10 protein-coding genes are annotated in these 22,937 nt (G+C 72.0%); 1 reads left to right on the forward strand and 9 read right to left on the reverse strand.

The genetic code is table 11. The annotated features are described in order from the left end of the window. Positions 1 to 72 precede the first annotated feature (72 nt). Complete coding sequence (locus tag ACTOQ1_RS41550) at positions 73 to 2,550, forward strand: PEP/pyruvate-binding domain-containing protein (protein ID WP_440073935.1); 2,478 nt, start codon at positions 73 to 75, stop codon at positions 2,548 to 2,550. Between the two features lie 77 nt (positions 2,551 to 2,627). Here the strand turns inward: ACTOQ1_RS41550 and ACTOQ1_RS41555 are convergent, their stop codons facing one another. The 9 genes from ACTOQ1_RS41555 to ACTOQ1_RS41595 all read right to left on the reverse strand — a co-directional run. Continuing rightward, positions 2,628 to 3,587 (reverse strand): methyltransferase, encoded by a 960-nt coding sequence (locus ACTOQ1_RS41555; protein WP_440073936.1) that lies wholly within the window; start codon positions 3,585 to 3,587, stop codon positions 2,628 to 2,630. Between the two features lie 78 nt (positions 3,588 to 3,665). Continuing rightward, positions 3,666 to 4,406, reverse strand: a complete 741-nt coding sequence (locus tag ACTOQ1_RS41560; RefSeq protein WP_440073938.1) for a thioesterase II family protein — start codon at positions 4,404 to 4,406, stop codon at positions 3,666 to 3,668. Then, positions 4,403 to 5,437: a Gfo/Idh/MocA family oxidoreductase gene (locus ACTOQ1_RS41565; RefSeq protein WP_440073939.1), complete on the reverse strand. Its 1,035-nt coding sequence runs from the start codon at positions 5,435 to 5,437 to the stop codon at positions 4,403 to 4,405. Before ACTOQ1_RS41565 ends, ACTOQ1_RS41560 begins: the two co-directional genes overlap by 4 nt. Beyond that, positions 5,434 to 6,507: a saccharopine dehydrogenase NADP-binding domain-containing protein gene (locus ACTOQ1_RS41570; protein ID WP_440073941.1), complete on the reverse strand. Its 1,074-nt coding sequence runs from the start codon at positions 6,505 to 6,507 to the stop codon at positions 5,434 to 5,436. The genes ACTOQ1_RS41565 and ACTOQ1_RS41570 overlap by 4 nt, the downstream gene beginning before the upstream one ends. Then, positions 6,504 to 11,894 carry an amino acid adenylation domain-containing protein gene (locus ACTOQ1_RS41575; protein WP_440073943.1) on the reverse strand — a complete coding sequence of 1,797 codons (5,391 nt, stop codon included), beginning with the start codon at positions 11,892 to 11,894 and terminating at the stop codon, positions 6,504 to 6,506. The genes ACTOQ1_RS41570 and ACTOQ1_RS41575 overlap by 4 nt, the downstream gene beginning before the upstream one ends. Next, positions 11,891 to 18,253, reverse strand: coding sequence for an amino acid adenylation domain-containing protein (locus ACTOQ1_RS41580; RefSeq protein WP_440073944.1), 6,363 nt, complete (start codon positions 18,251 to 18,253; stop codon positions 11,891 to 11,893). Before ACTOQ1_RS41580 ends, ACTOQ1_RS41575 begins: the two co-directional genes overlap by 4 nt. Positions 18,254 to 18,349: 96 nt before the next feature. Next, the gene (locus ACTOQ1_RS41585; RefSeq protein WP_440073945.1) at positions 18,350 to 21,433 is read right to left on the reverse strand and encodes a non-ribosomal peptide synthetase; all 3,084 of its coding nucleotides are present in this window, start codon (positions 21,431 to 21,433) and stop codon (positions 18,350 to 18,352) included. Then, positions 21,430 to 22,251 carry a hypothetical protein gene (locus ACTOQ1_RS41590; RefSeq protein ID WP_440073947.1) on the reverse strand — a complete coding sequence of 274 codons (822 nt, stop codon included), beginning with the start codon at positions 22,249 to 22,251 and terminating at the stop codon, positions 21,430 to 21,432. Before ACTOQ1_RS41590 ends, ACTOQ1_RS41585 begins: the two co-directional genes overlap by 4 nt. 14 nt (positions 22,252 to 22,265) lie before the next feature. Beyond that, a partial coding sequence (locus ACTOQ1_RS41595; protein ID WP_440073948.1) for a beta-ketoacyl reductase occupies positions 22,266 to 22,937 on the reverse strand: 672 nt, incomplete at its 5' end.

A 22,937-nucleotide genomic window follows, 5' to 3' on the forward strand; every position in this document is an offset into this window, starting at 1 on the left:
GTGCTCCGTAGCGTGAACATGTCTGCCCTGTTCATGCGAGTGGACACCCCCTGGGACGAATGGAGATGGTCCATGAACACGCTTGCGCTGGCCGACCCTCGTACCGAGCTGGCGAACGTGGGAGGCAAGGGCGAGTCCCTCGCCCGCCTGGCCCGGGCCGGGCTCCCGGTTCCGCCGGGCTTCCACGTCACCACCACCGCCTACCGCGCCTTCGTGACCCACCACGATCTGCGGGAACGGATCCTGTCGAGCGACGCGGCGGAGGCCGCCGCCCTGTTCGCCGCCCACGAGGTGCCTCAGGACATCGCCGACGACATCCGGGCCGCCTATCGCGAGCTGGGCGACGAGCCCGCGGTGGCCGTACGTTCGTCGGCGACCGCGGAGGACCTGCCCGGGATGTCGTTCGCCGGGCAGCAGGACACCTTCCTCAACATCCGCGGCGCCGAGCAGGTCCTGGACGCGGTCAGGCGCTGCTGGGCCTCGCTGTGGACCGAGCGGGCCATCGCCTACCGCGAGCGCAACGGCGTCCCCCACGACGAGGTGGCCCTCGCCGTCGTCGTCCAGGAGCTCGTGCCCGCCGACGCGGCGGGCGTGATGTTCACCGAGGACCGCGACCACCTGAGCATCAACGCCGCGTGGGGACTGGGTGAGGCGATCGTCGGCGGGCTGGTCACGCCCGACACGATCACGCTCGACCGCGCCGACCGCACGATCGTCGAGGAGCACATCGCGGCCAAGACCGTGATGACCGTCCGCGGGACCGAGGGCACCCACGAGGTGCCGGTGCCGGAGACCGGGCGCGACCTGCCCGTGCTGTCGCGGGCGCAGGCCGTACGGCTCGCCGAGTTGGGCATGACGATCGAGGAGCTGTACGGCCACGCCGTGGACGTCGAGTGGGCCATCCACGAGGGCAGGCCGTACATCCTGCAGGCCAGGCCCATCACCGGGCAGCGCGAGGTGTGGAACGACTCGCTCAAGGGCGACTACCTGTGGACCAACGGCAACCTGGGCGAGGCGATCCCCAGCGTGATGACCCCGTGCACCTGGTCGCTCGTGCAGGCGTTCATCGGCGAGATCATGGTCGCCGGGCACCTCGGCGGCCACCCCCAGTGCGGCAACATCGGCGGCCGGGTCTACATGAACATGAGCCTGACCGCCTCTCTCGGCCGGGCCCTGGGCATGACCAAGAAGATCAGGGACACCCAGGAGCCGGTGTACGGGCGGCTGCCGGAGGGGGTCGAGACCCCGCTGCTGCCGATGTCGCGCTGGCAGACCCTCAAGGCGGCCAAACCGCTCCTGGCGGGCCGCCGCGCCATCCAGCAGCTCGTGGACCGGATCCCCGAGTACGTCGCGTCCGCGCCCCGGACCACCGAGGCCATCCGCGTCAGGATCGCCGGGTCGGCCACCGGCGCGGACCTCGCCGCGCTCTGGGAGAGCGAGGTGGAGCCGAGGTTCCGCGAGTGCAACCGCATGCTCGCCGCCGCCGCCCGGCAGGACGCCGGCTCGCTGATCTACCTCGGCTCGCAGCTGACCAAGCTCGTCGGGGAGGCCGACGCCGCCGTGCTGATGTCCGGGATCCAGGCCGCGGACGGCCGGCTGGAGAGCCTCGGCCCGCTGCTCGGCCTGGCGCGCTTCAAGCGCGGCGAGATCTCCCGCGAGGAGTACGTCCGCAGGTACGGCCATCGGGGCCCGGACGAGTTCGAGGTCTCCGTGGCCCGGCCGGTGGAGGACCCGACCTGGCTCGACCGGCAGATCGCCGGGCTCACGGTCGACCCGACCGAGCTGCTGACCCGCCAGGACAAGGCGAGCGACGCCGCCTGGCGCAGGTTCCGCGAGCGGTATCCGAGGCAGGCGGAGAAGTTCCGCCGCAAGATCGACCGCTGGGAGGAGATCGTCCGCGCCCGCGAGGAGACCCGCTCGGAGATGATGCGCGGCTTCTGGATGGTGCGCGACTTCGTCGTGCGGGCCGGCGAGGTGACCGGGCACGGTGACGACCTGTTCTTCCTGACGATCGAGGAGGTCCTGGACGTGCTGCGCGGCTCGCGCCGGCCGCTCTCGCAGGTGGCCAAGCGCAGGACGACCTACGAGCTGTACAAGGCGCTCCCGCCGTACCCGGGCATCATCCGCGGCAGGTTCGACCCGGAGCGGTGGGCGGCCGACCCGAACCGCCGCGGCGACGTGTTCGACGCCGGCGCGACGGTGGCGCCCCCCTCGCAGACCATCAGCGGCTTTCCCGGCGCGGGCGGCGTGGTCGAGGGCATCGCCCGGGTGATCTCCTCCGTGGCGGACGGCGACCGGCTCGCGGAGGGCGAGATCCTGGTGACGACCGTGACCAACGTGGGCTGGACGCTCCTGTTCCCGCGTGCCGCGGCGGTGGTCACCGACGTCGGCGCGCCGCTGTCGCACGCGGCCATCGTGGCGCGCGAGCTGGGCATCCCGGCCGTCGTCGGCACCAGGAACGCCACCATGCGGATCCAGGACGGCGACCTGATCCGGGTCGACGGCGGCCAGGGCAGCGTCGAGATCGTCCGGGTGCCGGCGGTGGTCTGACCCGCGAAAAAGGCCGCGGTCCCGGCGGGACCGCGGCCTTTTTCTTTTTCCTGTCGTCCTGTCGTCCTGTCGAAGGCTCAGCGGGTCGCGGTGAGCATCCGCATCCCGAGCGGGAGCTCGACCAGCTTGCCGGGGAGCAGGTCCGCGCTCTCCAGCAGCGTCCGGTACTCCTCCTCGGTCCGCTCCCGCCCGCCGGTCATCACCATCATGTGCAGGTCGTAGGCGAGCGGCAGGTGACTGTCGGCGGAGACGACGCGTTCGATGATCAGTAGTTCCGCCCCCGTCTCCATCGCCCTGGCGCAGTTGCGCAGCAGCCGGACGCACCGGTCGTCGTCCCAGTCGTGCAGGATGCGGGAGAGCAGGTAGACGTCCCCGCCCTCCGGGACGGACTCGAACAGGTCGCCGCCGACCAGCTCGCACCTGTCCAGCACCTCCATCCGGTCCAGGTGCGCGGGCGCCTTCGCGACGACCTCGGGCACGTCGAACAGGATCCCCCCGGTCTCCGGGTGGTCCCGCAGGATGGTGCCCAGCAGGGCGCCGGTGCCGCCCGCCAGGTCCACCACGGTCCGGGCGCCGGAGAAGTCGTACGCCATGGGGACCTCGCGGAAGAACGCGGCGCCCGCCGCCATGCCGGCGTTGAAGACGGAGGCCTTGCCGGGATCGTCCGTCAGGTGCGCGAAGACGGGCCTGCCGAAGACGTGCTCGAAGGCCGTCTCGCCGGTGCGCAGGGTGTGCGGCAGCCCTCGCCACGCGGCGCCGAAGTAGTCCTCGCCGTAGAGCGCGGCGAGCGGGCCCAGCTCGTCGCGGCCCAGCAGGGCGCCCATCGGGGTGAGGCCGTACCTGCCGTCCTCGTCGGTGTCGACCAGGCCGACCCCCGCCAGCAGGCGGAGCAGACGGCCGAGCGCGTCGGGGTGCGCGCCGACCGTTTCCGCGATCTCACAGGAGTACAGGCGGCGTTCCGCGATCGTGTCGGCGACCCCGAGCCGGACGGCGGCGAAGGTCGCCTCCGCCACCCATCCGCCGGTGAGGATCCTCATGAGCTCGTGTTCCATCATCGAATACCTCCGGCGTGGAATCCCCCGGCTCCAGCCGCGGGGAGGAAGTCAAGGCGTTCCCTACGGTGTGGAGGGCCAGGCCATGGAGACGGCGCGGAGCACGTGGGCGACCACGTCCGTCCGCCGTGGCACGAGGTAGAAGTGGTCGCCGTCCAGCACGCGGGCGGCGAACCGGTCACGGGTCAGCTCGCTCCACCGCGCCGCCTGTTCCGGGGTCACCTCGGGGTCGCCGTCGCCGAGCATCGCGGTGACGGGGCAGTGCAGCAGGCCACCCGGACGGTGCCGGTAGGTCTCGTCGACCCGGTAGTCGTTGCGGACCACCGGCAGCGTCAGCTCCCTGATCACCGGATCCGCCAGGTGCTCCTCCTCCACGCCGCCGAGGCGTACCAGGTCGGAGATCAGGTCCTCGTCGGTGGTGTGGGCGTCGCCCGGCCGGTGGTCGTGCGGCGCGTGCCGCCCGGAGGCGAACAGGTGCACCACGCCCCGGCCGCGCGCCTCCAGCTCGCGCGCCACCTCGTAGGCGATGAGGGCTCCCATGCTGTGCCCGAACAGCGCGACCGGCCGGTCGAGGAGGGGCGCCATCGCGTCGGCGACGAGCTTGGCGATGTGGTGGGCGTCGTCGATCAGCGGGTCGGCGCGCCGGTCGGCGCGTCCCGGGTACTGCACGGCGCGCACCTCGACGGCCGGCGGCAGGGTGTGGTGCCAGGACCGGTAGAAGTTCGCCGAGCCGCCGGCGTGCGGGAAGCAGAACAGCCGCAGTCCCGACCGCGGCCTGGGGTCGTAGCAGTGGAACCAGCTCATGAGATCTCCGCTGCGGAAAGGGGGCGGGGGGCGTCCTGGACCAGCAGTTCGGGGCGGCCGATCGCCGCGGTGGCGTCCAGCCAGAGGCGGCTGAGCGTCAGGTAGTACTGGCCCTGCCGCATCGGATCGACGGCCTCTTCTGCGGCCTGGCGCAGGTCGGTCAGCGCGCGCCGGATACCGCTCGGCCACAGTGATCCGACGATTTCCTGAAATGTCGGTGCCTGTTCCGGTCCGAGGAGTGTGGCGCTCGGCAGGCGGAGGTGGTCCTCCTCAAGGTCGAAGCGGTCGTCGGCGTCGCGGCCGACGTACATGCGGGGACTCCACACGATCGGCCCGTGCGTGTTGACCAGCGTGAGGTTGCCGCCCTCCGTGCCCAGCGTGATGCGGTGCAGCAGGTGCAGGTGGGCGTCGGGGTCGTTGGGGGCGATCTGGTTCTGCACCCGCAGGGTCAGCGGCACGCCGCCGATCGTGCCGGTGAGGCAGCTGAACGGCGTCCCCTGCGCCACCGGGCCGAACGTCCACGGCCGCAGCCCGCCGAGCGCGCGGCCGAGGATGTCGAACAGGGCGTAGGCGACGTGGACGCTGCAGGCGGCGTCGACGTAGAGGGGCCGCTGGAGCTCGCACAGCCGGCGGGCGGCCTCGACGAACCGGCGCACCGGCTCCAGGTGCACGTAGAGCGTGTTCACGTGGTGAACCGCCGACGAGGCCCGCGCGGTGCGCAGGCACCGGGCCAGCTCGTCCGCGTGCAGCGGGTGCTCCTGGAGCACGTGGACGCCGCGGGTCAGGAGCGCCTTGGCCAGCTCGCTGCCCTCTCCCCCGACGACCCCGGAACGCACGACGACGCAGGCCAGGTCGGCCAGGTCGGGCACCTGGTCGGGGTCGGTGAGCAGCGGCACGCCGTACGCCCGGGCGTATCCGGCGGACCGGGCGCCCCCGCGGGCCAGGATGCCCGTCAGCTCGAACGGCCCGTCCGCCAGGGCCGACAGGTAGACCTGGCCGAATTTCGTCCCGCAGACCACGACCCGCTTCACAGCGCGCCCTCCTCGAACGCCGGCGCGGCCAGGTCGATCCTCGGGATGTCGTCGGAGATCTCGATCTTGGCCACGGGTTCCAGGTCGGCCAGCATCCTGGCGGGGTCGAGCACGCCGTCGGCGTAGTGGAGGCCGGCCTCGACCTCGCCCCGCAGCACGGCCTCCGTCGTGTGCGCCACGACCGCGGCGGTGAGCTCGTAGGAGTCGTCCACCCGCAGCGCCATCGTGCGGGTGGTGCCGGGGCCGCTGAGCTGGAAGAGCAGGACGTAGTACGGGGTGCGCCCGGCCAGTTCCAGCTCGGCCACGCGCATCAGGTCGGCCGCCGAGACCGCCGCGCTCATCGCGGCCATGACGCGGTCACCGGTGATGACGTTGTACCAGCGCGCCTCCTCCAGCCCCAGCTCCCCGGCCACCCGCGCCGCCTCGGTGCCGAGGAAGGGATAGGCGGTGACCGGTCCGTGGAAGTAGGGCAGCTCGACGCCGTACGCCGGGGCCAGCGCCCGCGAGACCGTGGCGCCGCCGCGCCAGGCGGCCAGCGCCTCGCCGTGGTCTCCCCTGCCGCTGAGCAGGACGTCCCCGGCCGCGGCGGGGGTGAGCCGGTCGAGGCCGCCGGTGTACACGTCGAGCCGGTGCGGGCCGGCTCCGGCGAACCGCGCGAGGTGGCGCGGCAGCAGCCCGGTGAGGCCGGGCAGCATCCCGGCCGAGAGCACCGCCGTCGCTCCGGCCGTGCCCGTGCTCGCGAGCCCGGCGAACGCCGGGCCGTCGCCCGCGGCGTCCACGTAGTCGGCCCCGGCGAGGAACGCGGCGCGCGCCACCCGGTCGAGCAGCAGGTAGGAGGGGCCGGCGCAGTTGACCACGACCGTGCAGCCCCGGCAGAACCTGGCCAGGGCGGCCTTGTCGTAGGCGTCCACCTGCCAGGCCTCGCCGCGGCCGTCCAGCTCCTCGCCGACGAAGCGGCGGGCCGCCTCCAGGTCGCGCCCGCCGATACGGACGCCACCGACGCCACGGCCGGCGAGCAGCCGCGCCGCCGCACCGCCGACCGCGCCGTACCCTCCGACGATCCCGATCATGCCGAACCGCCGGTGATCAGCCGGGCCACGCCCGGGGCGTGCGCCTGGTCGAGACAGCTGAAGTGGTCGCCCGCCACGTCGATGACGGTGAGCCGGCCCAGGCAGAGTTCCCGCCAGAACTCGGTCATGTCGTCCTGGAGGGTCGGCACGACGTTGGTGACGCCGCGCTGGCGCAGGAACGTGATGTCACCGGCGTAGGGCTCGGGGTCGTAGTGGGTGACGGCCGCGAAGCTCTGCCTGAACACCCGGTGGGCGAGCTCCACCCGCTCGGGCGGCTGCCCGAGCTCGCGGGCGAGGGCGGCGAGCCGTTCCCGGTGCGGGGGCAGGGCGAGCGCGGCGAAGCGGCGGCCGATCTCCGCGAGCCCGGGGTCGGGGTCGTCCGCGAGGGCGGCCAGGCTTCCCTCGCGCACCTGTCCCGGCGAGCCCTCCTGGACGGCGTGCAGCGCCCTGGCCAGGTCTCCGCCGGGGTAGCCGAGCCGGACCGGGTCGACGCCGCACGCCTGGGCGAAACCGTACTCCAGCATGAGCTCGTCGGTGATCCGGTAGGGGAACCGCGAGCTGCTGATGACGGTGAGGTCCTCGACGACCGCGCCGCTCTCGGTGAGCTGGCGGGCGAGCTCGGTGGCGATCAGCCCGCCCATGCAGTAGCCGACGATGCGCACGCGCGTCACGCCCTCCTTGAGCAGGAGCCGCGCGTAGGATCCGGCCAGCGTCTCGGCCGCCGTGTCGGGGTCCAGCTCCAGGTAGCGCTCGGCGTCGTCGATCGCGAGGCCGAACACCGGCGTGCCGGCGAGTTCCGCGGCCAGGGCCCGGTAGGGGGTGAGGGTTCCGGTGCCGTCGTGGACCAGCACGCGGGCCGTCCCCTCGCCCTCCGACAGGCGCACCAGCGAGCTGGCGTGCGTGCGGGTCAGCCCGTGGTCGCGGTCCTCGCGCGCCTGGCGGAGGTGGGCGGCCAGCGCGGCGACGGTCGGCTGGTTGACCAGCTGGCGGACGAGGCTGTCCCAGTAGAAGTTGCCCGCCTCGGGCAGTTCCTCGCGGACCCGCCCGGCCAGCCTGGTGACCAGCAGGGAGTCGCCGCCCAGGGTGAAGAAGTCCTGGTCGCGGCCGACGCGCGGGAGGCCGAGCAGCTCCGCCCAGAGCGCCGCGAGCCGCTGCTCGAGATCGTCGCGCGGCTCCTCGCCCGCGGGTGCCGCCTCCCCCGCGGCCCGGGGCAGCAGGGTGGCCAGCGTGGTCCTGTCGATCTTGCCGTTGTCGGTCAGCGGCAGCTCGTCGACCACCTGGATGTGGGACGGGATCATGTAGTCGGGCAGCCGTTCGGCCAGGAAGGCCCGCAGCTCGGCGAGGTCGATGTGCTCGCGGTCGGCCGGGAAGCGGGCGGCGAAGACGCACTGGCCCAGCGGCGCCAGCGGGTCGGCGGACTCGGGCAGGCAGGCCAGGGTCTCCGCCCCGGCCGCGGCCAGCAGTCCGAGCCACTCCTCGCGGGTGATGAACGTGCGGTCGCGTCCGCGCCGCACGTCGTCGTAGTCGCGCGGGCTCATCAGGAACTCCATCGAGCTCATGATCTGCACGTGCTCCCGGGTGGTCTCGATGAACACCAGCCAGCCGCCCGGCACGAGCAGCTCGCGGAACCTGTCCAGGACCACGCCCGCGTCGTGGGCGTTGTGCAGGACGTTGGCGCAGAGGATGACCTCGAAGGAGTTGGGCTCGTAGCCCTGGTCGCGGTAGCCGGCGTTGATGTCGAACAGGCCGTAGCGCACCCAGGGGTGGTCGGCGAACCGCTCGGCCGCCCGGGTGAGGAAGAACCTGGACAGGTCGGTGAAGAGGTAGTCGACCCGGTGACCGGCCAGTTCGGGGATGAGCTCGGCGCTGGTGCCGCCCACGCCCGCGCCGGCCTCCAGCACGCGCAGCGGCCCGCCGGTGTGCTCCTCCGCCACGCGGCCGATCACGGCCCGGACGACGCGGTTGACGTAGCGGCTGAGGACGTTGTCCTTGTAGGCGCCCTCGGCCGTCTCCACCCCCGCTTCGGGGAAGAGCAGGTCGCGTGCGTCGAGCTCGCCGCGCATCAGCTCGGGCAGGTGCGTGGTGCTGACGCGCAGGAAGCCGATCAGCTCGGCGCCGTAGTCGAGCCCGTCCGCCAGCTCGCCGACCCGGCGCCAGAGCGCGTCCAGGTCGGCGCCGGTACGCAGGTTCCGGTACCGGCCCGCCGGGTCGAGGTCGAGCAGGCCGTGCTCGCACAACGCGGTGAGCCAGCGGCGGACCAGCCGGTGGTGGTCGGGCCCGACCCGCGCGGTCTCCAGGATCTCGGCCGCCTCGTGCCCGTCGTCGTCGCGGGCGAACAGCCCCGAGGCGCGCAGCGCGGCCGCCATCGACGCGAGCGCGATCTCGTCGAGCGTCTCGGCCACCGCGATCACCCGTGGCAGGTCGACGCCCGCGGTCGCCGCGTCCGCCGCGTCCCTCGCCGCCGCGCCGACGTCCGGTACGGCGTCCTCCTCCCGATTCCGCGCGGCCTGCTGTTTGTGCGCGGCCTGCGCGAAGGCGATCAGCCGCCGGTCGAGCGCGCGGTCGCCGTCGACGATCACGGTGCCGGCGGCGACGGCCGGGTGGGCCTGCAGCTGGGTCTCGACCTCGGCCAGCTCGATGCGGTGACCCCGGATCTTGACCTGGGAGTCCTCCCTGCCGAGGAACTCGATGTTCCCGTCCGGCCGGTACCGGCCGAGGTCGCCGGTGCGGTAGAGGCGCTCGCCGCGATGGTGGACGAACCGCTCGGCGGTCTTGGCCTCGTCTCCGAGATAGCCCAGCGCCACACCGGCGCCGCCGATGTACAGCTCTCCGGGCACCCAGTCGGGGCTCGGCCGCATGCTCGCGTCGTAGACGTGGAAGCTCTGGTTGGCCAGCGGCCTGCCGTAGGGGATGCTGGCCCAGCCGGGCAGGTCCGCGCCGATGGGATGGTAGATCGACCAGATCGCGGCCTCGGTCGCCCCGCCCAGGCTGACCAGTTCCAGGCCGGGCAGCCGCCGGCGGATCCGGCCGGGCAGCGCCACCGGGATCCAGTCGCCGGAGAGCAGGGCGAGCCGCAGCGAGGGCAGCTCCACCTGGGATTCCGCTTCCAGATAGTGCTCCAGCATCTGCAGCTGCGCGGGCACCGAGTTCCAGACCGTGACCCCGTGCTCGGCGACGAGCGCGGCCCAGTGGGAGGGGTCTCCCCGGCGCAGGGCGTCGGGCAGCACCAGGGCGGCGCCGGTGGCGAGGGGACCGAAGATGTCGTAGACCGACAGGTCGAAGCCGAGGTTGGCCAGGCCGAGCACCCGGTCCTCGGCGCCGACGCCGAAGCGGGCGCCGATGTCGTCGACGGTGTTGCGCGCCGCCCGGTGGCTGATCACCACGCCCTTGGGCGTCCCGGTCGAACCGGAGGTGTAGATGACGTAGGCGGGCTCGTCCGGATGCCGCTCGATCACCGGGCCCGGGGGCGCGGGCGGCAGGGTGTCGACCGCGATCCAGCCGTCCTCGGCCCGCCAGGACTGGGTGAGCACCAGCCGCGCCGAGGCGTCGGCGAGGATGCGGTCGCGCCTGCCCGGCGGCTGGCCGGTGTCGACCGGGAGGTACACGCCGCCGGCCAGCAGCGTGCCCAGCACCGCCACGACCTGCTCGACGCCCTTGTCCATCACCACGGCGACGATCTCGCCCGGTGCGTGCCCCGCCTCGCGCAACGCCCGCGAGACCCCCGACGCCCGTGCCAGCAGCTCGCCGTAGGTCAGCGAGCGGTCGCCGACGACGGCGACCCGTTCGGGGGTGCGCCCCGCCTGGGCCACGACCTCGTCGTGCAGCAGGCCGTACGGGAGCGGCGCGACGGTGTCGTTGACGTGGTCGCGGCGGCGCGTCTGGATGTCGGGCAGCTCGACGGGAGACGCGGACGCCCAGGTCTCCTCCTCGGTCAGGCGGCCGAGGAGGTCGGTGAACGCGGCGAACATGTCGTCGACGAGACCGTCCGGGAACACTCCCTCACGGACGTCCCAGTTGATCAGCAGCGCTCCGCCGTACTCCTTGACCTGGCAGTCGACCCACACCTGGGGGGTCTGGCTGATGCCGTACACCGGCATGCCGTGCTCGGCCTCGTCCTGGCCGATGCCGATGGCGCTGGTGAACACCACGGGCATCAGGGCGGCGGCCCTGCCCCGCTTGCGGGCCAGCTCGCGGATCACCTCCATGCCGCCGCAGCGGCGGTGTTCCAGGTCGGTGAAGAGCTGCTCGCCGATGGCGGTGGCGCGGGCGGCGAACGAGGCGTCCGGCGCGGTGTCGACGGCGAGGAGGTTGAGCGAGGTGAAGTCGCCCACGACCTCGTCGATCTGCGGGTGCAGCGGCGGGCGGTCGAGCAGCGTCAGGTTGAGCGTGAACCTGGGCCTGCGGCTCCATCGCCCGATGACCTCGGCGTAGGCGGCCAGGACGGCCTGCGAGGGGGTGATGCCCGCCGCGCTCGCGCGGGTCCGGAGCAGCGCCCATTCGCGCGGCTCCAGCGTGGCCTCCCAGCGGGTGAACCTGGCGCCCGCGTCCTGGCCGAGCGCGGGCAGTTCGGGGGCGGGGGGCAGGTCGTCGATCCTGGCCCACCAGTAGGCGCGGTCCCGGTCGTACCGGCTGCTCTCGCGCTGGGAGCGCAGGCCGAGCACGCAGTCGCGAAAGCTCAGCGGCACCGGCGGCAGGACGGTGTCCGGGTCGTCGAGCAACAGGTGCAGCTCGGCGAGCAGCAGCTGGATGCTGACGTAGTCGGCGATGAGCAGGTCGATCGAGGCGTGCAGCAGGGCCGCGCCGTCGGTGTGGGTGATCCGCAGCTCGAACAGCGGCCAGGCTCCCGGCGGGTAGACCTTGTGCGCCATCTCCTCTCGGATCGCGGCGAGGCTCTCCTCGGGGTCGGTGCCGCGAAGGTCGGCCACCCGGATGTCGTAGTCGGGGACCTCGGCCTGGACGTTCTGGTGGCCGTCGGCATGGATCACGGCGCGGAGCATGTCGTGGCGGCCGATCAGGGTCCGCCAGGCGTCCTGGACGCGGTCCGCGTCGAGCTCGGCGAAGGCGACCTCGACGTAGCCGTGGCAGGCGACGCCGCCGTAGCCGAACGCGTCGTTGCGGCCGACCAGGTAGGCCTGCTGGACGTCGGTGAGCGGGAAGGGGTCCAGGCGCCGTTCCGGCTCCGGCCGTACGCTCTCCGACGCGGTCTCGCGGCGCAGCTGCTCGATGATCTCCGGTTTGGCGTTCAGCAGGACCGCGCGCCGGTCCTCGGTCAGCGCCCCCTTGGGGGCGCGGAACCTGAGCTGCCCCTCCTCCTCCCACAATCTGATCCCCGCCGACTCCATGTCGGCGATCAGTCCGCGTACGGCAGGTGCCTGGGCCTGGGTCACAGCACGCCCTCTTCCGTGTCATGGTCGTCGTCGATGGACAGGGCGCAGTCCGCGATGGTGGGGGCGGCGAAGAAGCGCCGCAGGGTCACCTCCACGCCGAGCCGCCGCCTGGCCACCTCTGCGAAGCGGGTGGCGAGCAGCGAGTCGCCTCCCAGGGTGAAGAAGCTCTGGTTGCGGCCCGGGGCCGGGATCTCCAGGAGTTCCGCCCAGAGCTCGGCGAGCCGCTGTTCCGTTCCCGGTCGCGGCGGATCGTCGTCGGGTGGGGGTTCGAGGGTGGTGGTGAGCGCGGATCTGTTGATCTTTCCGTTGGGGGTGAGGGGGAGCTCGTCCAAAGCGGTGATGGTCGGCGGGATGGCGTGGGCGGGAAGGCGGTCGGTCAAAAAGGCGCGGATCTGGTCAGGGTCGGCACCGGCCGGGGTGACGAACGCCGCCAGCCGGCGCTGACGCCGCTCACCCACCGCGACCGCCACCGCCCGACTCACCGACGGGCAGGCCTCCAGGGCCGCCTCGACCTCGCCCAGCTCCAGCCGATGACCACGGATCTTCACCTGATGATCGGCGCGGCCCAAAAACTCCAGGGTGCCATCGGCCCAGTAGCGGCCCAGATCACCGGTGCGATACCAGCGCTGCCCGCCATAGTGCACGAACTTCGCCGCCGTCGTCGCCTCATCACCCCGATACCCCAACGCCACCCCGGCGCCGCCGATCCACAACTCCCCGGCCACCCAGTCCGGGCAATCACGACCCCGGCCGTCGACCACCCGAAACCTCTGGTTACGCAGCGGGAATCCATACGGCACCGACGTCCAGTGCGCCGGAACGTGCGCCACCTCCCAGATGTTCGACCAGATCGCCGCCTCCGTCGCACCACCCAGCGCGATCAGCCGGCACCGGCCACCACTACCCGTGGCCAGCCGCGCCTGCAGATCCAACCCCACCCAGTCACCCGACACCAGCGCCACCCGCAACCGCGGCGGAACCCGATCGGTCACCGACAACAACATCTCCAGCAACGTCGGGACGCTGTTCCAGATCGTCACCCCGTGCGTGACGCACAGCTGCGCCCACCGCTGCGCGTCCCTGCGCTCGTCCTCGGCGACCAGCACCACCGCGCCACCTGCCGACAACAGGCCGAACACGTCATACACCGACAGATCGAAATCCAGCGCCGACACCGCCAAAACCCGATCCCCGCAGCCCACCCCCAGCCGCTCGTTCACATCCACCACCGTGTTCAACGCCGCCCGGTGCGAGACCTCCACCCCCTTGGGCACCCCCGTCGAACCCGACGTGAAGATCACATACGCCGCCGCATCCGGCGACACCCCCACCGGACCCGCCAACCGCTCACTCAAGAGCGCTTCGGCCACCGACTCCTCGCTCAGCACCCGCACCACCCCGGCACGAGACAGGATCGACTCCCGCCGAGCGGCAGGCTGGTCCACCCCCACCGGCACGTACACACCGCCCGCGGCCAGCACCCCCAGCACCGCCACCACCTGGTCCACACCCTTGGGCACCACCACCCCCACCGCGTCCCCCGGCACCACACCCCAGCCCCGCAACAACCCCGCGACCCCCAACGCCCGATCCGCCAGCTCCCCGTACGTGACCGTGACGGCGTCGGAGATCAGCGCGGGCAGGTGCGGCTCGCTGAAGGCGCGGGTGAAGAACACCCCGTGCAGGGTGCCGTCCGGCAGGGAACCCTCGGTGTCGTTGGCGCGCCGGCGGACGAGTTCCTGCTCCACCGGCAGGCCGACGGGGGCCGGGGCCGACCAGTCGCCCTCCGACAGCCACCGCAGCAGGCTCAGATGCGTGTCGAACATCGCGTCCAGCACGCCCGGCGCGAACAGCTCCTCCACCGCGTCCCAGCGGACGAGCAGCTCGCCGTCGACCTCCGCCACCTGGTAGTCCAGCCAGACCTGCGGGGTCTGCGACACCCCCCAGACCTGCTCGGCGAAGGAGGGGCCGAACGTGCCGCCGTCGGCGACGCCGAGCATGCTGGTGAACACCACGGGCATGGTCATCTCGATCGAGTCGGCCCGCCTGGCCAGCTCGCGCATCACCCACACGGCCGAGACCTCGCCGTGCTCCAGGCCGCGCCAGACCTCCTCCTGCAGCCTGCGCGCGCCCTCCAGCCAGCCGGATCCCGACCGGTAGCCGACGAGCATCAGCGAGGTGAAGTCACCGAGGACGCGGTGGATGTCGGGGTGCACCTCGCGCCGGTCGAACAGCGTGAGGTTGAGCGTCAGCTCCGGCTGGGCGCTCCAGGCGGAGAGGATCTCGCCGAAGGCGGCCGCCAGCACTGTGGAGGCGGTCAGGTCGTGCTTCCTCGCCAGCTCGGAGACGCGGTGCCAGCGTTCGGCGTCCATCCTGACCTCGCGGCGGACGAACCTGGGCCGGTCGATCATGGCCGGGTCGACGCGCAGCGGCAGCCGCGGCGCGGGGGGCAGTTCGGGCAGGCGGCCGCCCCAGTACTCCTTGGCCGCTTCGAAGACCGCGCGATCGGGAGTGAGACCGAGCACGTAGTCGCGGAACGACACCTCCAGCGGCGGGAGTACGGCGGCGGGGTCGTGGTACAGCAGGTCGAGTTCGGCGAAGAAGGCCATCGTGCTCAACGCGTCGATGATGATGTTGTCGAAGCTCACCCCCAGCCGGACGCGGCCCTCGTGCCGCGCGGCCCGCGCGTCGAACAGCGGCCAGGTGGACGGGTCGAACACCTGGTGCGACATCTGCTCACGCAGCTGCTCGGCACTGTCGACCACGGCGATCGTGAAGTGCGGCACCTCGGGCAGGATGCGCTGGAACCCTCCCTCGTCGAAGACGGCGCGCAGCATCTCATGCCGCTCGATCAGCAGGTTCCACGCGGTCTGCAGCCGGTCGAGATCGATGTCGCCCTCGAACTCGGTGTAGAAGTGGCAGCCGACGCCACCGAGCGTGAAGTGCTCGGCGCGGCCGAGCCAGTAGGCGCGCTGCACCTCCGTCGGCGGGAACGGATCGTGGCGGTGTTCGAGGTCGGCGCCCAGCACCGTGGTGGGCACGAGCGTCTCGTCCAGGGTGAGGGTGGCGGCGAAGTCGGCGAGCACCGGCGAGTCGAACAGCAGGCTCAGCCTGGCGTCGGTGACACCCGCCGACCGCAGCCGCGCGATCATACGGGTGGCGAGCAGCGAGTCGCCGCCGAGGGCGAAGAAGTTGTCCGCGCGGTGCACCTCGGGCAGGTCGAGCAGGCCGGCCCAGATCTCGGCGAGCAGGATCTCGGCCGCCCCGGCGGGCGCCTCCCCCGCCTCGATCACCGACGTGTCCTCCGCGAGGGAGACGAGCGCGGATCTGTTGATCTTTCCGTTGGGGGTGAGGGGGAGCTCGTCCAAAGCGGTGATGGTCGGCGGGATGGCGTGGGCGGGAAGGCGGTCGGTCAAAAAGGCGCGGATCTGGTCAGGGTCGGCACCGGCCGGGGTGACGAACGCCGCCAGCCGGCGCTGACGCCGCTCACCCACCGCGACCGCCACCGCCCGACTCACCGACGGGCAGGCCTCCAGGGCCGCCTCGACCTCGCCCAGCTCCAGCCGATGACCACGGATCTTCACCTGATGATCGGCGCGGCCCAAAAACTCCAGGGTGCCATCGGCCCAGTAGCGGCCCAGATCACCGGTGCGATACCAGCGCTGCCCGCCATAGTGCACGAACTTCGCCGCCGTCGTCGCCTCATCACCCCGATACCCCAACGCCACCCCGGCGCCGCCGATCCACAACTCCCCGGCCACCCAGTCCGGGCAATCACGACCCCGGCCGTCGACCACCCGAAACCTCTGGTTACGCAGCGGGAATCCATACGGCACCGACGTCCAGTGCGCCGGAACGTGCGCCACCTCCCAGATGTTCGACCAGATCGCCGCCTCCGTCGCACCACCCAGCGCGATCAGCCGGCACCGGCCACCACTACCCGTGGCCAGCCGCGCCTGCAGATCCAACCCCACCCAGTCACCCGACACCAGCGCCACCCGCAACCGCGGCGGAACCCGATCGGTCACCGACAACAACATCTCCAGCAACGTCGGGACGCTGTTCCAGATCGTCACCCCGTGCGTGACGCACAGCTGCGCCCACCGCTGCGCGTCCCTGCGCTCGTCCTCGGCGACCAGCACCACCGCGCCACCTGCCGACAACAGGCCGAACACGTCATACACCGACAGATCGAAATCCAGCGCCGACACCGCCAAAACCCGATCCCCGCAGCCCACCCCCAGCCGCTCGTTCACATCCACCACCGTGTTCAACGCCGCCCGGTGCGAGACCTCCACCCCCTTGGGCACCCCCGTCGAACCCGACGTGAAGATCACATACGCCGCCGCATCCGGCGACACCCCCACCGGACCCGCCAACCGCTCACTCAAGAGCGCTTCGGCCACCGACTCCTCGCTCAGCACCCGCACCACCCCGGCACGAGACAGGATCGACTCCCGCCGAGCGGCAGGCTGGTCCACCCCCACCGGCACGTACACACCGCCCGCGGCCAGCACCCCCAGCACCGCCACCACCTGGTCCACACCCTTGGGCACCACCACCCCCACCGCGTCCCCCGGCACCACACCCCAGCCCCGCAACAACCCCGCGACCCCCAACGCCCGACCCGCCAGCTCCCCGTAGGTCACGCGGTTCCCGTCCGAGATCAGCGCGGTGCGCTCGGGCTCGTGCCCGGCCCAGGAGAAGAAGCCCGCGTGCAGCAGGCTCTCGGGCAGCGGGCCTGAGGTGTCGTTGACCTGCTCGCGGACGAACTCCTGCTCCATCGGCAGGCCGACCGGGGCCGGGGCCGACCAGTCGCCTTCCGCCAGCCACTCCAGCGTCCGGCCGTACGCGTCGAACATCGCGTCCAGCACGCCCGGCGCGAACAGCTCCTCCACCGCGTCCCACGCCAGGTGGAGCCCGTGCTCGTACTCGTTGATCTGGTTGTCGAGCCAGACCTGCGGCGTCTGGGTGATCATCCATCCCGGCTCGCCGAACGCCTCGCGGACCTCGGGGACGATCAGCTCGGTGCCCAGGTTGCAGGCGAAGACGACCGGCGCTCCCGTGTGCTCCCCGTCGCGGGCGAGGTCACGGAGCACCTCGACGCCGGAGTAGCCGGTGTGCCGGGCGTCGGCGCGGAACCGGGCCTGCAGCGTCCTGGCGCGCTCCGCGAACGGCAGCGCCTCGGACAGGTCGGCGGCCAGCAGGATCAGGTTGGTGAAATCGGCCACCATGCCGGCCACGTCGGGGTGGACGGTCTCGTCGCGGTCGAACAGCGGCACGTTGACGAGGAAGCGCGGATCGCCGCTCCAGGCGGCGAGGACCTCGCAGTAGGCGGCGACGAGCACCATGGCCGGGGTGAGCCCGTGCGCGCGTGCCTGTTCCTGGACCCGCCGCCACGCGGCGAGGGAGAGCCACCTCTCGCGCCGGACGAAACGGGGCCGGGTGACCCGGCCCGGGTCGAGCGCGAGCGGCAGTTGCGGCGCGCCGGGCAGGTCGGGCAGGCGGCCGAGCCAGTACTCCCGGTCCCTGGCGTGCTCCCGGGACCTTTCCGCGTCGCGCGCCGCGAGATACCGGGGAAACGAGCAGGCCAGCGGCGCGGGCGGCCGGTCGGGCTCCAGGTAGAGACGTGCCAGGTCCTTCATCAGGATCTGGAGGCCGAGCACGTCGGCGACCAGGAAGTCCACCTCGAAGTGGACCCTGGAGCGGGCGCCCGGCAGCAGTGACAGCTGGACGTCGAAGACCTCGCCGCGGGCGGCGTCGAAACGGCGGTGCGACAGCCGGTCCCGTAGGCGCTCGGCGGCGTCCTCACCGAGTTCCGACAGGTCGTTCACGGTCAGGCCCGGCCACGGGCTGGTGTCCATGATCTGCTGCGTGCCGTCGTCGTGGAAGATCGCGCGCAGCATCCCGTGCCGGTCGATCAGGGCGCGTACGGCCCGTTCCAGCCTCGCCGGGTCGACGCCGAAACCGTCGAATTCAAGGTAGGCGTGGCAGCCGACGCCCCCGATGACCTGGCCGTCCGCGCGGCCGATCCAGTAGGCCAGCTGTACGGGGGTGAGCGGGAACGCGGCCGTCTCGTCCACGCTCCGCCCCCGTTCGGCCGGGACGGCGGGCGACAGCCGCGAGCGGACCAGCGACCACCAGGCGGTGAGCGTGAGTTCCTCCGCCAGCTCGGCGAAGACGATACGGGCTCCCGCGCGCCGCCAGCGCCCGGCCAGCCGCATGGCCCGGAGCGAGTCCAGGCCCAGGCTGACCAGGTCGGCGTCGTCGCCGACCTCGGAAGGGGCGATGCCCAGCTGGTCTGCGATGTCCGCGCGCATCGACTCCATCGTCAACGCGGCGACCACGGTTTCTTCCATCACAACGAGAGCCCAATCTTCGTGTCGTGTCTGACGGGTTCGGCCGGCTCGTGCGGCTCGTGTCCGGCGAGCGCGGCCGGCTCGCGTCCGGCGAGGTCAGCCGGTGGTGGTCGCGTGCAGCCTGCGGGCCAGGCCCGCGGGCGTCGGCTCCTCGAAGACGTCCTTGAGCTTGAGCCGGATCTGGGTCGCCCGCTTGACCTCCTGGAGGAGCTTGACGGCCAGCAGCGAGTGCCCGCCCAAGGCGAAGAAGTTGCTGTCCGGGCCCAGGTCGGCGCGGTTCAGCATCGCCTTCCACAGCAGGACCAGCGAGTCGGTCAGCTCGTCGCCGCTGCTCTCCACGAGGTCGGCCTCCTGCGGGCCGGACGCGACGCCGCGCAACTCGGTGGCGAGCCGGCGCAGCGCCGGGTAGTCCACCTTGTCGTTGCCGGTCATCGGGAAGGAGTCCAGGACGACGTACTCCTGCGGCGTCGCCGAGTAGGGAAGCGACGCGCTGGCGTGATCCCACAGTTCCGAGGTCACCTTGGGATTTCCGGGGGCCGTCACGAACGCCCACAGGACCGCGTCGGCGCTGGGGTCGCCGACGACCACGACCGCCGCCGCCCGGACCTCCGGGTGGGTGAGCAGCACGCCCTCGACCTCTGCGAGCTCGATCCTGTTGCCGCGCAGCTTGATCTGGCGGTCGAGCCTGCCGAGGATCTCCAGCCTGCCGTCCCTGGTCCACTGGGCCAGGTCGCCGGTGCGGTAGAAACGTCCGTACCAGGCGTGCGTGCCGAACCGCTCCGAGGTCAGCTCGGGGCGGTCGTGGTAGCCGATGGCCAGCCCGTCGCCCGCGATGCACAGCTCGCCGCGGGTTCCGACCGGCAGCGGCCGGCCGTGGGGGTCGGCCACGTACACCTTCGTGTTCGCGATCGGCACGCCCACGTCGACGCGGTCGCCGGCGGGATCGATCCGGCCCGCGGTGGACCAGATCGTGGTCTCGGTCGGGCCGTACACGTTGTAGAGCTCGCACCCGGTCACGGTGAGCTGCCTGGCCAGCACGGCGGGCATCGGCTCGCCGCCGCACAGCACGCGGCGGCCAGCCAGCAGCCCGGCGACCTGGTCGATGACCAGCCGCCAGGTGGTCGGCGTGGCCTGGACGATGGAGATGTCGTGGCGGAGCAGCGCCTCGGCGAGCGGCTCGCCCTGCGTGCGGGCGTCGTCGGGCGCGACGGCGAGCCGCGCGCCCGTCGTCAGGGGCAGGAACAGTTCCAGGGCGGAGATGTCGAAGCTGAACGTGGTCAGCCACAGCACGGTGTCGTCGGTGTCCACCGTCAGCTGGTGCGCGAAGTGCGCGATCAGGTTGGCGAGGGCGCGGTGATCGATCAGCGTTCCCTTGGGCAGCCCGGTGGAGCCGCTGGTGTAGATCAGGTACGCGCGGTCTCCCGGCCCGACGGGGCTGGACGGCAGCACCTTCCCGGTCACCGGCCTCACCGACTCGACCGCCACGAGGGGCAGGACGGTACGGTCGCCGGGCACGAGGATCCCCTCTCCGGCGAGGACCACCGCGGCGCCGGAGTCGCCGAGCTGGTAGTCGAGGCGCTGCTCGGGGTGGTCGGGTTCGAGCGGCAGGTAGGCCGCCCCGGCGAGCCACACGCCGATCGCCGCGGCGGCCAGCTCGGGGCCGCGCCGCGCAAGCAGCGCGACGACGTCGCCCGAGCCGACCCCGGCCGCCACCAGCCGGTCGCGGGTGGCCTCCGCGGCGGCCCACAGCCGGCGGATGCCGATGTGGCGATCGCCGTCGAGGACCGCTGCGGTGTCCTCGGCGGGCGCGCTCGACACTCGCCCGGCGATCATCTCCAGCACGGTCGCGGGCGTCACGTTGCGTTCCGTCGCGTTGGCCATCTCGATGGCCGCCCGGTCCTGGTAGCACCAGACGGGCGCCTCGCCGAGCGGCCTGTCGGGCTGTTCCGCGAGCGTGACGAGCATCTCGTCGAAGCGGGCCAGCAGCAGCTCCACGTCGGCCCTGTCGAGCACGTCCACGCAGAACGCGGTCCTGATCTTGATCGCTTCCGGGGTGGAGGTGACGAAGAACTCCAGGTCGAACTTGCTGTAGCCGTTCTCGACGACCACCTGCTCGGCCCGCATGCCGTCCAGGACGAACTCGGCGCCGATGTCGGCCGGGATGTAGTTGAAGGTGTGGCGGAAGAGGTTGTTGCGCCAGCCGTCGCGCGAGACGAGCTCCATCATGTCGTCGACGGGGTAGTCGGCGTGCGCCATGGCCTCCATGAACGTGCGGCGCGTCAGGCGCGCGTACGTGCGGAAACTCTGCGTCCAGTCGATCTGGGTGCGCAGGGTGAGGACGTTGATGTGGTAGCCGATGGCCAGGCCGGCCTCGGGCGAGCGGACGCTGACGGGCGAGCCGATGGTGAGATCGGGGCCCGCGCCGTGGGCGGCCAGCAGCACGCCGTACGCCGCCATGAGGATGACGGACTCCGGCGCGCGCAGCTCGCGCTGCATCTGCCTGGCCGCCTTGCGGGCGGCGGGAGAGAGCTCCCAGTTGATGATGTCGCCCGCGAGCGTGGTCTCGGACGCCTCCGGCTTCTCGCACCACAGGTCCAGCTCGGCGGCGCTGAACCCGGCCAGCTTGTCGCGCCAGAAGCCCGCGCTGCGCGGGTCGGCGGCCGGTTCCTCCCAGGCCGGGACGACCGTGGACTCGGGCACGCCTCCGCTCGCCAGGGTGTTGTAGAGCGCGACGAGCTCGTTCAGCAGCAGCGCCGCGGACAGCCCGTCGAAGACCGCGTGATGGATCGCCAGGCAGTAGAGCTCGCCCTCCGCCTCCTCGATGACCGCGGCCCGCACCAGCGGCTCGCCCTCGGGCTGGAACGGCCGGGCGAGGAACCCCGTCAGCCACTGCCGTGAGGCTCCGTCACCGCCCTCCTCGATCCGCAGGTCGATCTCCTCGATCGGCAGGACCTGCCGCGTCATCCCCTCGGCCTCGACGCGGAAGACCGTTCGCAGGATCTCGTGGCGATGCAGCAGGCGGTTGATCGCCTCCAGGACGAGAGGGCGTCGCAGCCTCCCCGCCACGCTGAAGGCCACGCTCAGGTTGTTCACCCCGGTCCCGGGGACGAGCTCTTCGAGCATCCACAGCGCCTGCTCCTTGCGCGTGGCCCGCTCACCCAGCATCTGCTTCATGGTCATCTCTCCAGTACCTTGGTAACGGCCCGGGCGATCTCGTCGGATCTGAAAAGCTCCGCGTGGCTCTCCTCGAACCTGAGCTCCTCGGCCACCAGCGGGCCGGTGGCGGTGTCACGCAGCTTGTTCAGCCCGTTGTGCGAGGTGGACGAGCTCACCGCGGTGGCCCGCAGCCAGTTGCCCCACGGGTCGAACTGGTCGGCCAGGCTCATGTAGGACAGGAAGGCGCTGAACGTGCCGAGCATCTCCTCGGCGTACTCCCCGTCGAGCCCCACCCTCTCGAAGGCGTTGTGGGCGATCCGGCTGAAGGTGCCGTAGAGCTGCTCGGCGTAGCGCTCGATCGTGATCCCCTCCTGCTGGACCAGCCGGTCCATCGCCTCCCGGGTCACGGCGACGTCCTCCGGGGTGAGGATCGAGGAGAGGATGTCGAAGACCTTGCCGAACTGGAAGTAGATGTTCTCCAGGGTGATGGGTTCCGGATCGAAGATGATGAGCGCGGGTGCCCGCTTCTGCACCTCGGCGAGCCGGGTGACGAGCTCCCCCGCGTAGACGGCGCCCACGCAGTAGCCCATGACCGCGCTGACGGTCCGGCCACTCGCCATGATCGACGTGAGCCACGAGCCGAGGTAGTCCGGCCCGTCGACGCCCGAGCCGGGCGCCAGCCCCGGTGGGACGACGTGCCAGAAGGTCGCGTCGAGGTCCATCCGGGCGACCAGGTCGGAGAAGCCGGCCTCGGCGCGGCCGGTTCCCGTGAAGTCGACGCAGAGGACGAGATCTGCCGAGTCGGATTCTTTGAGCGTCGTCCAGCTGGTTACCAGATTCATGATCACTTCCTTGGCTAGGAACCCCCGCCTTCGAGGGCGAGTTGAATCAGGAGGTCGGCGTCCATGGTGTCGATCGCCTCGGCCTCGGTCGGGTTGTTCGCGTCGCGGTCGTCGAGGCGGGCCAGGCGGAACAGGCTGTCCAGCAGCCCGGCCTCTCGCAGCCGTGAGATGGGGATGGTCGTCAGGAACTGGCGCACCTCGGCGTCGCTGTGCGCCGGGGTCGCCTCGGCCGCGGCCACCGCCGGGAAGAGCTGCTCCAGGACGAACTGGGTCAGCGCGCCGGGGTTCGGGTAGTCGAAGATGAGCGTGGCCGGCAGCCGCAGGCCGGTGGCCGCGTTGAGCTGGTTGCGCAGCTCGACCGCGGTGAGGGAGTCGAAGCCGAGCTCCTGGAACTGGCGCCGCGGTTCGATCGCCGACCCGTCGGCGAACCCGAGCACCGCCGCCACCCGGTCCGCGACGAGATCGGCCAGGGTGGCGTGCAGCTGCTCCGGGTCCATCGTGGCCAGGCGCTCCGACAGGGGCTGCGCGGGGTGCGTACGACGGGACTGCGGGCGGGTCCTGGCCTTGGTGAATCGTGCGGGGACGAGGACGGGGTGGTCGGTGTGCAGAGCGGCGTCGAGCAGGGCGAGTCCGTCGGGGATGGACAGGGGTTTGACGCCCGCTCGTTCCATCCGTCGCAGGTCGGC

Origin of the sequence: Streptosporangium sp. OZ121 (assembly GCF_051918885.1) — a bacterium.
Taxonomy (GTDB): domain Bacteria; phylum Actinomycetota; class Actinomycetes; order Streptosporangiales; family Streptosporangiaceae; genus Streptosporangium.

Excerpts from the sequence above, each read along its gene's own strand:
- ACTOQ1_RS41550 (WP_440073935.1), top strand. The coding sequence starts at position 73 with ATGAACACGCTTGCGCTGGCCGACCCTCGTACCGAGCTGGCGAACGTG.
- ACTOQ1_RS41555 (WP_440073936.1), bottom strand. The coding sequence starts at position 3,587 with ATGAGGATCCTCACCGGCGGATGGGTGGCGGAGGCGACCTTCGCCGCC.
- ACTOQ1_RS41560 (WP_440073938.1), bottom strand. The coding sequence starts at position 4,406 with ATGAGCTGGTTCCACTGCTACGACCCCAGGCCGCGGTCGGGACTGCGG.
- ACTOQ1_RS41570 (WP_440073941.1), bottom strand. The coding sequence starts at position 6,507 with ATGATCGGGATCGTCGGAGGGTACGGCGCGGTCGGCGGTGCGGCGGCG.
- ACTOQ1_RS41580 (WP_440073944.1), bottom strand. The coding sequence starts at position 18,253 with ATGGAAGAAACCGTGGTCGCCGCGTTGACGATGGAGTCGATGCGCGCG.
- ACTOQ1_RS41585 (WP_440073945.1), bottom strand. The coding sequence starts at position 21,433 with ATGACCATGAAGCAGATGCTGGGTGAGCGGGCCACGCGCAAGGAGCAG.
- ACTOQ1_RS41590 (WP_440073947.1), bottom strand. The coding sequence starts at position 22,251 with ATGAATCTGGTAACCAGCTGGACGACGCTCAAAGAATCCGACTCGGCA.